At 72.2% G+C, this 9,171-nt stretch carries 10 protein-coding genes; 7 read left to right on the forward strand and 3 right to left on the reverse strand.

The genetic code is table 11. The annotated features are described in order from the left end of the window. Positions 1–107: 107 nt before the first annotated feature. Together ACZ4E1_RS40090 and ACZ4E1_RS40095 are read right to left on the reverse strand one after the other, a co-directional pair. Positions 108–635, reverse strand: a complete 528-nt coding sequence (locus ACZ4E1_RS40090; RefSeq protein WP_467548916.1) for a VOC family protein — start codon at positions 633–635, stop codon at positions 108–110. Positions 636–729: 94 nt separating this feature from the next. After that, positions 730–1,347 (reverse strand): TetR/AcrR family transcriptional regulator, encoded by a 618-nt coding sequence (locus tag ACZ4E1_RS40095; RefSeq protein ID WP_467548918.1) that lies wholly within the window; start codon positions 1,345–1,347, stop codon positions 730–732. Between the two features lie 148 nt (positions 1,348–1,495). On the opposite strand from ACZ4E1_RS40095, the gene ACZ4E1_RS40100 reads away from it, so the two are divergent. From ACZ4E1_RS40100 to ACZ4E1_RS40115, 4 genes are all read left to right on the forward strand, one after another. Continuing rightward, entirely contained in the window at positions 1,496–3,190 is a 1,695-nt protein-coding gene (locus ACZ4E1_RS40100; protein ID WP_467548920.1) for an MFS transporter, read from the forward strand. A 105-nt stretch (positions 3,191–3,295) separates the two neighbouring features. Continuing rightward, positions 3,296–3,859, forward strand: coding sequence for a cysteine hydrolase family protein (locus tag ACZ4E1_RS40105; RefSeq protein ID WP_467548921.1), 564 nt, complete (start codon positions 3,296–3,298; stop codon positions 3,857–3,859). A 103-nt stretch (positions 3,860–3,962) separates the two neighbouring features. Then, the gene (locus tag ACZ4E1_RS40110) at positions 3,963–4,349 is read left to right on the forward strand and encodes a hypothetical protein (protein ID WP_467548923.1); all 387 of its coding nucleotides are present in this window, start codon (positions 3,963–3,965) and stop codon (positions 4,347–4,349) included. A 42-nt stretch (positions 4,350–4,391) separates the two neighbouring features. Further along, entirely contained in the window at positions 4,392–4,994 is a 603-nt protein-coding gene (locus tag ACZ4E1_RS40115) for a 3'-5' exonuclease (protein WP_467548925.1), read from the forward strand. 33 nt (positions 4,995–5,027) lie between these two features. On the opposite strand, the gene ACZ4E1_RS40120 is transcribed toward ACZ4E1_RS40115, so the two are convergent. Then, positions 5,028–5,789 (reverse strand): MBL fold metallo-hydrolase, encoded by a 762-nt coding sequence (locus ACZ4E1_RS40120; protein WP_467548931.1) that lies wholly within the window; start codon positions 5,787–5,789, stop codon positions 5,028–5,030. Positions 5,790–5,930: 141 nt separating this feature from the next. Between ACZ4E1_RS40120 and ACZ4E1_RS40125 the strand changes: the two genes are divergently transcribed. The 3 genes from ACZ4E1_RS40125 (at position 5,931) to ACZ4E1_RS40135 (ending at position 9,081) form a co-directional block, all read left to right on the forward strand. Further along, positions 5,931–6,359 carry a MerR family transcriptional regulator gene (locus tag ACZ4E1_RS40125; RefSeq protein ID WP_467548927.1) on the forward strand — a complete coding sequence of 143 codons (429 nt, stop codon included), beginning with the start codon at positions 5,931–5,933 and terminating at the stop codon, positions 6,357–6,359. Between the two features lie 5 nt (positions 6,360–6,364). Beyond that, complete coding sequence (gene trxA / locus ACZ4E1_RS40130) at positions 6,365–6,685, forward strand: thioredoxin (protein ID WP_384628733.1); 321 nt, start codon at positions 6,365–6,367, stop codon at positions 6,683–6,685. A 167-nt stretch (positions 6,686–6,852) separates the two neighbouring features. Next, on the forward strand, positions 6,853–9,081 hold the full coding sequence (locus ACZ4E1_RS40135; RefSeq protein WP_467548929.1) for a HelD family protein: 2,229 nt from the start codon (positions 6,853–6,855) through the stop codon (positions 9,079–9,081). Positions 9,082–9,171: the final 90 nt, after the last annotated feature.

Consider the following 9,171-nt stretch of genomic DNA (forward strand, 5'->3'; position numbering starts at 1 on the left):
GGGGGGACCCTGTGGGAGAGTAGGACGCCGCCGAACAAATTTTGGATAAAAGGGAAACCCCGGACCGGGATACGGTCCGGGGTTTTCTGCGTTTAGGGGGAATTACGTCAGGTGCGGGTCGGCGCGCTGCTGCGGCCCTCGCTCCGCCCGCTCAGTTCCGCGTCCAGCGTCTCCTGGGCGACGCGCATCGCGTCCGCGTACTCGGGCTGCTGAAAGCGGGCCCACATCTCGTCCTCCGTGAGTTCCTCGACGCGGCTCGTCACCCACCAGATGTTGCCGAACGGGTCCTTGATCCGGCCGCCGCGCTGACCGAAGGCGTCGTTCACCAGGGCGGTCACGACCTCGGCGCCGGCCGTGAGGGCCCGGGAGATGGCCGCGTCCGCGTCGGGGACGAAGACCCGCAGGAGGCTCGGCATGACGGGCCACTCCTTGCGCCGGTCGAAGGCCAGGACGACGGTGTCGCCGACCCGGATCTCGCCGTGGCCGACGAGGCCGTCCTCCGTGACCACCCGGGCGAGCTCCTCGCCGGCGAAGGCCTGGGCGACGAAGTCCAGGAACGCTCCCGTGTCGTCGGTGACGACCCAGGGCGCGACGGTGGTGTAGCCCGGGGGCGTGACAGCGATCTGCTCGGACATCGGGTCGTCCTCTCGTAGCGGGCCCTGCGGGTCGCGTGGGCCGCGCGGTCCTTGTGGAGAGTGACGATAGGAGCGATGTAGGTCCGATCCGGTCCTAGAGCGAGCGGGTCGCCGCGGTGTCCGCCAGGCGTTCCGCGTCCAGCGCCGGGTAGCCGGCCGAGGAGAGGACGGCCACCACCGCCGCGCGGCCCGCCTCCTGCGCCGGGAGGGCGCCGTCGTTCACCGCTTCCATCAGGCCGAACAGGACCTGCTCGTGTACGTACGCCAGCGCGGTGGCCGGGAGCGGTGAGGTGAACTCGCCCTTCTCCACGGCCTGTTCGATGAGCTGGGTGCAGACCTCGCGGACCGGCGCGAGGCGGGCGCGGATGCCCTCCATCGTGACGCTGCGCTGGGCGAGGTGGACCAGCAGGCGGTAGCGGTCGGCGATCGGCCAGATCGCCAGGATCGAGTGGGCCACCGCCTCGGCGGGGTCCTCGATGCCCTCGCGGCCCGCGAGGTGCGCTGCCGCGACGGCCTGGGCCGCGTCGTCCACCAGCGCCGCGACAAGCGCGTCGCGGCTGGGGAAGTGCCCGTACACCGTGCGGCGCACCACACCGGCCGCGCGCGCGATCTGATCCATGGAGGCGTCCGGGTCGCGCAGCAGTTCGGCGAGCGCGACGTCGAGGATGCGGCGGCGGTTGGCGTCGGCTCGTACGGAAGTCACGCCGTTCATTGTGCACGGGCCCTCGGGAGCAGCCGCGATCGCCTTCATTTTGCACACTGCTGTGCAAGCGCGTAGATTGCACAGCAGTGTGTAATTGCACAGCGATGTGCAATGCCCTGTGCAAGGTGATTACTGCTCCTGGGAGGGTCTTCCCGCCATGCGTCTCGTCATGAACGAGCCGGTCGAATCGATGGACCGGCCCTACGCCCGCCGCTGGTGGGCGCTCCTCGTGCTCTGCCTGAGCCTGCTGATCATCGTCATGGCGAACACGGCGCTGACCGTCGCGGCGCCCGACATGACCCAGGACCTGGGCCTGACCAGCGCCGACCTGCAATGGGTCATCGACGGCTACACCGTGCCGTACGCGGCCCTGATGCTGCTGCTCGGCGCCATCGGCGACAAGTACAGCCGGCGCGGGGCGCTGATCCTCGGCCTGGTCGTGTTCGGTGGCGGCGCGGTCGCCGGGTCGCTCGTCGACAGCGGGACCGGGGTCATCGCCGCCCGCGCGGTGATGGGCGTCGGCGCCGCGATGATCATGCCGGCCACGCTGTCGCTGCTGGCCGCGACCTTCCCGAAGGCCGAGCGCGCCAAGGCGATCGTGCTGTGGACCGCGACCGCGGGGCTCGCCATCGCGGCCGGGCCGCTGGTCGCGGGCGCGCTGCTGCGGGACCACGGCTGGGCCTCGACCTTCCTGATCAACGTGCCGGTCGCCGTGCTCGCGATCGTCGGCGCGCTCGTCCTCGTACCGCCGTCCAAGGCCGCGCACCAGCACCGGATCGACTACGTCGGCGGCCTGCTGTCCGTGGTCTGGGTCGGCGCGCTCGTCTACATGATCATCGAGGGGCCGCACTTCGGGTGGGGCGTGAAGGCCGTCGGCGCGGCCGTGGTCGCCGGGCTCGCGCTCGTCGCGTTCGTACTGTGGGAGCTGCGGCACCCGCGCCCGGTGCTCGACGTGCGCCGGTTCGCCAACCGCCGGTTCGCCGGGTCGAACCTGGCCGTCGCCCTCTTCTTCCTGGCCGTCTTCGGCGCGTTCTACTACCTGACCCAGCACCTGCAGTTCGTGCTCGGCTACGACGCCCTGGAGACCGGCGTGCGCATGCTGCCGCTGGCCGGCGCCGTGTTCGTCGGGTCCGCGCTCACCGGGTACCTCACCCCGCGCATCGGCATGAAGATCACCGTCACCGCGGGCATGGTCGGCGGCACCACGGCACTGGCCCTGCTGACGCGGGTCGACGCGGGATCCTCGTACGGGGACTTCGTGCCGCCGCTCGTGATCCTCGGGCTCGCCATCGGGCTCGCGCTCTCGCCCTGCACCGACGCGATCATGGGGGCGTTCCCGGAGGCGGAGCTCGGCGTGGGCGGAGCGGTCAACGACACCTCGCTCGAACTCGGCGGCTCGCTCGGCATCGCGATCCTCGGCTCCGTGCTCGCCGGTTCGTACTCCTCTCACCTGTCGGACGCCACGTCCGGGACGAAGCTGCCCGCAGAGGCGCTGACCACCGCGCAGGACTCGGTGGGCGCCGGATACGCGGTCGCGCGGCAGATCGGGGCGCAGGCCGACAAGCTCGCCGGGCAGGCAGCCGCCGCCGGGGACCCGCAGCAGGCCGCGCAGTTGAAGGCGCAGGCGGGACAACTGGCCGACGGAGCACGGCAGATGGCGGACGCGGTGGGGTCCTCGTTCTCGGACGCCGTCGCCCACACGAGTGTCGTCGGAGCCATGATCCTCGGCGTCGGGACCCTGCTGGTGGGCGTGCTGCTCCCGCGCAAGGTGCGGGGGAGCGCCGACGGCGAGGACGTGGTGCCGGCCGAGGCCACGGAGGCGGGCGAACCGGTGCCGGCCGGCCAGGGCTGAGGGCGGCCCCGGGGTCGTTGTCAGTGGGGCGGCCTAGGGTGGCGGCAGTTGGAGAACGACCTACCAGGACGTCCGACCAGGACCACCGACCAGGAGGCTCGCACCATGACAACTCTGCCCGACAGGCCCGGCACCGCTCTGCTGGTGATCGACGTGCAGAACGGGGTCGTCGAAGGCGCCCACCGCCGCGACGAGGTCCTCGCGAACATCGCGTCGCTCGTCGACCGGGCGCGCGCCGAGGACGTGCCCGTGATCTGGGTGCAGCACTCCGACGACGGCGAGCTGAAGGAGGGGAGCGAGGCGTGGCAGTACGTGCCCGAGCTGCCCCGGCGCGAGGGCGAGCCGCTGGTCCACAAGCGGTACGGGGACTCCTTCGAGGACACCGAGCTGGAGAAGGTCCTCGCCGAGCGCGGGGTGGGACGCCTCGTCGTGAGCGGCGCCCAGACCGACGCGTGCATCCGCTCCACGCTGCACGGCGGCTTCGTGCGGGGCTACGACGTGACGCTCGTCGGCGACGCGCACACGACGGAGGACCTCACCCAGTTCGGGGCGCCCGCCCCGGAGCAGGTCATCGCGCACACCAATCTGTACTGGGGCTTCCAGAAGGCGCCGGGGCGCCGCGGCGGGACCGTGGAGGCCGCGCAGGTGAGCTTCGGGGCGGCGGAGTAGCACCCGCGGCTGAGCAGGACAGCGGCTGAGCAGGGGCGCGGCTGAGTAGCCCCTGAGTACGGGGGCTCAGGCGGAGCGCTCCGTCCGGAGGTTTCCTCGAGGCATGAGGAAAGGACGGAGCCCCGAACTGCTGCTGACCACCCACGCCGAGGTGGTCCGCGGCTGGTGGTTCGCCCCGCTGCTCTCCAGCGTGCTGACCCTGCTCACCGGCTACTGCGCGTTCGGCTTCGCGGCGCTCGCGCCGATGGCCTGCGACGCGTGTACGCAGGCCCAGTCGAGCCGGTTCGATCCCAGCTTCCACCGGGCGATCACGGTCTTCCTCTGCCTGGTCGGCGTGGCCGTGCTGCTCCTGACCGCAGCGTGGGCGCTGCCGCATCGGGAGAGGGCCGCGGCGCGGTTCTCGGCGCGCAGGACCCGCCTCGCGGTCGCGGCTCCCGCCCTGATCGTCGTCGCGTACCTGGTGTTCCTGGCGCTGGTGGACTGGCCGTAAAACCGGTCGCCGGGGTCAGGGCCGCTCCGTACGCTGCCGCGCATGACCAGCGCGCCGCCGGAACCCCACCGACATCTCCTCAACGTCGTCGACGTCGAGGCCACCTGCTGGGACGGGCAGCCGCCGCCGGGAGCCGTCAGCGAGATCATCGAGGTCGGGCTGACCGTCGTGGACCTGGCGCAGGGCAAGCGGATCGCGCGGCACGGAATCCTCGTGCGGCCCGAGCGGTCCACCGTCAGTGCGTTCTGCACCGAGCTCACCGGGCTCACGCAGGACGAGGTCGCGCGCGGGGTCTCCTTCGCGGAGGCCTGCCGCATCCTGCGGGAGGAGCACGTGGGACGGGCCAGGACCTGGGCGAGCTGGGGCGACTACGACCGCAAGCAGTTCGAGCGGCAGTGCGCGGCCCCCGGCGCCGGCTATCCCTTCGGGCGTACGCACATCAACGCCAAGGCCGTCTTCACCGGCAGCCACGGGCTGCGCAGACGGCCCGGCATGGCCCAGGCGCTCGATGCGGCCGGGCTGCCCCTGGAGGGCCGGCATCACCGGGGCGAGGACGACGCGTGGAACATCGCCGCGCTCGTCCTGCACCTGGCCGGGCGCGGCGACTGGCCGGAGGACCCCCGTGAGGAGCCCTCCGACCGGTGACCCGACCGGTGATCCGGCCGGTCACCCGACGGGTCAGAGCGCGAAGGTCTCCCCGGGCTTGAGCAGGTGCAGGCGCTCGCTCAGGCCCGCCTCGGCGAACGCCGCCGTCAGCGCGGCCCCGTCCTCCGTGAAGTGCCCCCAGTGCTCGAAGTGGAGCGGCACCACGTGCCCGGCGTCCAGGATCCGCGCGGCCTCCGCCGCGTCCGCGCTGGTGAGCGTGAGCGGCGCGTCCGGCACGAGCGGGGTGCGGGCCGCGCCCGCGAACAGGAGGGCCACGTCGACGGACGGGAAGCGCGCGGCGACCTCGCGGACCCGGTCGAGCGAGGCGTTGTCCCCCGAGACGTACACCGTGGGCAGGCCCTCGCCGGACAGGACGAAGCCCGTCACCTCGCCGACCAGCGGCTCGCTGCCCTCGGGGCCGTGCAGCGCGGGCACAGCCGTCACGCGCAGGGTGCCGCCGTCGGGGCGCGGCAGCTCCACGTGCTCCCAGGCGGGCAGGGCGGTGACGCCGGCGCCGAGCCGCTCGTGCGCGGCCGCGGTGGACAGCACGAGCGGGACGTCGGCGAGCAGGGCGCGGCCGGCCTTGTCCAGGTTGTCGGGGTGGTGGTCGTGGGACAGCAGCACCGCGTCCACCGGTCTTATGGCGTCGGCGGCGACGGCGGGGCCGGCTGTCTTCACCAGGCTGCGGGCGCCCACCGGGTAGTCGCCCGGGGCGTCGAACGTGGGGTCGGTGAGCAGGCGCAGGCCGCCGGTCTCGATGACGGACGTGGGTCCGCCGACGTAGCGGACGGAGATCGCGGTCACGTGGATCCTCCAGTGTGTGGTGCGGTCTCTTGCTCCAATTCCCGTACGTCCGTGGGTATTCCGGTGTTCCGTACACGATCCGCGGCGATCGGCGCTGGCCTTGACCCCGGCGTCAAGGTTTACGGTCGAGGCATGCGCATCGGAGAGCTCGCGGCCCGCGCCGGCACGACCACGCGGACGCTCAGGTACTACGAGTCGCGCGGGCTGCTGCCCGCGCGGCGCGGCGGCAACGGGTACCGGACCTACGACGAGGCGGACCTGCGCGCACTGCGCCAGATCCGCACGCTGCAGGACTTCGGGTTCGACCTGGAGGAGACCCGGCCGTTCGTGGAGTGCCTGCGCGCCGGTCACCCGGAGGGCGACTCCTGCCCGGCGTCGCTCGCCGTGTACCGGGCCAAGCTCACCGAGCTCGACGCGCTGATCGGCGAGTTGAGCGCCGTACGGGAGAAGGTCGGCGCGCAGTTGGCGCGAGCCGAGGAAGCCATGCAGGCGCTGGCCGCGGAGGAGTCCGCGCCGCGCTGCGAGCTGAACGAACCAGAACTGAACGAACCAGGGGAGTGACAGAGATGGCGTTTCGGGATGTGACCGACGCGGACTTCGACGAGCAGGTGCTCAAGGCCGGCCGGCCGGTGCTGGTGGAGTTCACCGCCGAGTGGTGCGGGCCGTGCAAGCAGCTGGCGCCCGTGCTGAAGGCCGTCGCCGAGGAGGAGCGCGAGCGGCTCGACGTCGTGGCGATCGACGTCGACGCCAATCCGGACACCGCGGTGAAGTACGGGGTGCTGTCGATGCCGACGCTGATGGTCTTCAAGGACGGCGAGCCGGTGTGGTCGCGGGTCGGCGCCCGGCCGAAGCGGCGGCTGCTCGAGGAATTGGCGGAGGCCCTCTGAATCTTCGGGGAATTTCCCCACCGATTGGAATGCGTGCCCCGCCCGGGGTATATTCGGTGTTTCTGTGTGCCCACAGAAAAGGCCCCTCACTGGGGGCCGATAAACAACACCGTACCGGGCAGGGAGCCGTTTTGTCAAGCCGGGAAACCGCCGCATCGCAGAAAGAATTGCAGAAGGAACAGGAATTCGTCGACACGCTCTACGCGCGCGTCGACGAATTGCGCGGCGAGGCCGCGGACTCGGTCCGGGACGCGATCACGCCGGTCGGGACGGGTCAGCAGGCCCGTCTCGAGCGGGACCTGCTGGTCGTGGAACGGTCCGGGCTGCTCGCCGCGCTGAATGCCGTGGAAGGATCTCTCGCGTTCGGCCGGATCGATCTCAAGGACGGCGCGGCGCACCACATCGGCCGTATCGGAATTCGCCGCGACGACACCGAACACACCCCGATCCTGATCGACTGGCGCGCCCCCGTCGCCCGGCCCTTCTATCTCGCGACCGGACACACCCCGATGGGGCTGCGGCGCCGCCGGCACCTCACGCTCGACGGCCGTACGGTCACCGAACTGCACGACGAGATCCTCGACCTCGACGACGCTGAGCGGACCGGGTACGAGGACCCGACCGGCGACGCCGTGCTGCTCGCCGCGCTCAACAGCGCCCGCACCGGCCGCATGGGCGACATCGTGCAGACCATCCAGGCCGAGCAGGACGAGATCATCCGGCACGCGCACCAGGGCGTGCTCGTCGTCGAGGGCGGCCCCGGCACCGGCAAGACCGCCGTCGCGCTGCACCGCGCCGCGTACCTGCTCTACGAGCACCGGGAACTGCTCGCCAAGCGGGCCGTCCTCATCGTCGGCCCGAACCCGGCGTTCCTGAGGTACATCTCCGAGGTGCTGCCCGCGCTCGGCGAGACGGGCGTGCTCCTGTCCACCGTCGCGGAGCTGTTCCCCGGCGTCCACGCCACCGGCACGGACAGCCCGCGCGCCGTCGCCGTCAAGGGCGCCGCCACGATGGCCGAGGCACTGTCCCGGGCCGTCGCCGACCGGCAGGAACTGCCCATGCCCGGCGCCCCGATCGTGGTCCCGCACGACGACGGCGATCTGGTCCTCGACTGGGAGATCGCCTACGAGGCCCGGCAGGCGGCCCGCGACACCAAGCTGCCGCACAACCTTGCCCGACCGCACTTCGCGTTCCGCGTCCTCGACGCGCTCACCGCGCAGCTCACCGAGCGGATCGGCGCCGACCCGTACGGCGGCCCGAACTTCCTCGGCCCCGACGATGTCGCCCAGCTCGGCAAGGCCGTCGCCGCGAGCGCCGACGTGCACGCCGCGATCGAGGAACTGTGGCCGCTGCTCACGCCCGAGCGCTTCCTCGCCGACTATCTCGCCGAACCCACGCACCTCCCGGACGAGGACGCCGCCGCGATCCGGCGCGCCCCCGCCGACGGGGACCAGCCGTGGACCCCGGCCGACGTGCCGCTGCTCGACGAGGCCGCGGAACTCCTCGGGCACGACGACAGCGCCGAGCGCGCCGCCGCCGAGGCCGCCCGGCAGGAGCGGATCGCGTACGCGCAGGGCGTGCTCGACCTGTCGAAGGGCTCGGAGACCTACGAGTTCGAGGACGAGGACGAGTCGGAGGTGCTCGCCGCGCACGACATCGTCGACGCCGACCGGGTCGCCGACTGGTACGAGGAGGAGGACCACCGCAGCGCCGCGGAGCGGGCCGCCGCCGACCGGACCTGGGCGTTCGGGCACATCATCGTCGACGAGGCGCAGGAGCTCAGCCCGATGGCGTGGCGGCTGCTCATGCGGCGCTCGCCCACCCGCTCCATGACGCTCGTCGGGGACCCGGCGCAGACGTCCGAGGAGGCCGGTGTCGGGGCGTGGTCCGAGATCCTCGCGCCGTACGTCGAGGACCGGTACGAGCACACCCGGCTCGGGGTCAACTACCGGACGCCGTCCGAGATCATGGAGCTCGCGGCGCGGGTGCTGCGGGCCGAGATCCCGGGGTACGAGCCGCCGGCCTCGGTGCGGTCGACCGGCGTCGCGCCCTGGGTCCGGCGCGTCGACGATCTCGGGCCCGCGGTCGCCCGGGCCGTCGCGGAGCTCGCTCCCGAGGAGGGGCGGCTCGCGGTGATCGCGCCCCGCTCGCTCCACGAGGTGGTCGCGCGGGGCGTCGACGGGGTCGTCGTCGGGGCCGAGCCCGATCTGACGCGGGATGTCGTCCTGCTCGATCCCCGGCAGGCCAAGGGGCTGGAGTTCGACTCCGTGCTGGTCGTGGAGCCCGGGCAGTTCGGGGTCAGCGATCTGTACGTGGCGCTCACCCGGGCCACGCAGCGGCTCGGCGTGCTGCATGCCGGGGAGGTGCCGGCCGCGTTGGCCCAGGTCACGGCCTAGGCCGTGTCCGGAAAGTCGATCGCTCGTTACTCCGTTCGTGGTGCGGCGACATGAACTGACGGATGAGTCTTGGGCGTTGATCGCTCCGTT

Source organism: Streptomyces sp. NPDC025806, from assembly GCF_055558275.1.

Excerpts from the sequence above, each read along its gene's own strand:
- trxA (WP_384628733.1), top strand. The coding sequence starts at position 6,365 with ATGGCGTTTCGGGATGTGACCGACGCGGACTTCGACGAGCAGGTGCTC.
- ACZ4E1_RS40105 (WP_467548921.1), top strand. The coding sequence starts at position 3,296 with ATGACAACTCTGCCCGACAGGCCCGGCACCGCTCTGCTGGTGATCGAC.
- ACZ4E1_RS40100 (WP_467548920.1), top strand. The coding sequence starts at position 1,496 with ATGCGTCTCGTCATGAACGAGCCGGTCGAATCGATGGACCGGCCCTAC.
- ACZ4E1_RS40115 (WP_467548925.1), top strand. The coding sequence starts at position 4,392 with ATGACCAGCGCGCCGCCGGAACCCCACCGACATCTCCTCAACGTCGTC.
- ACZ4E1_RS40095 (WP_467548918.1), bottom strand. The coding sequence starts at position 1,347 with ATGAACGGCGTGACTTCCGTACGAGCCGACGCCAACCGCCGCCGCATC.
- ACZ4E1_RS40110 (WP_467548923.1), top strand. The coding sequence starts at position 3,963 with ATGAGGAAAGGACGGAGCCCCGAACTGCTGCTGACCACCCACGCCGAG.
- ACZ4E1_RS40090 (WP_467548916.1), bottom strand. The coding sequence starts at position 635 with ATGTCCGAGCAGATCGCTGTCACGCCCCCGGGCTACACCACCGTCGCG.
- ACZ4E1_RS40125 (WP_467548927.1), top strand. The coding sequence starts at position 5,931 with ATGCGCATCGGAGAGCTCGCGGCCCGCGCCGGCACGACCACGCGGACG.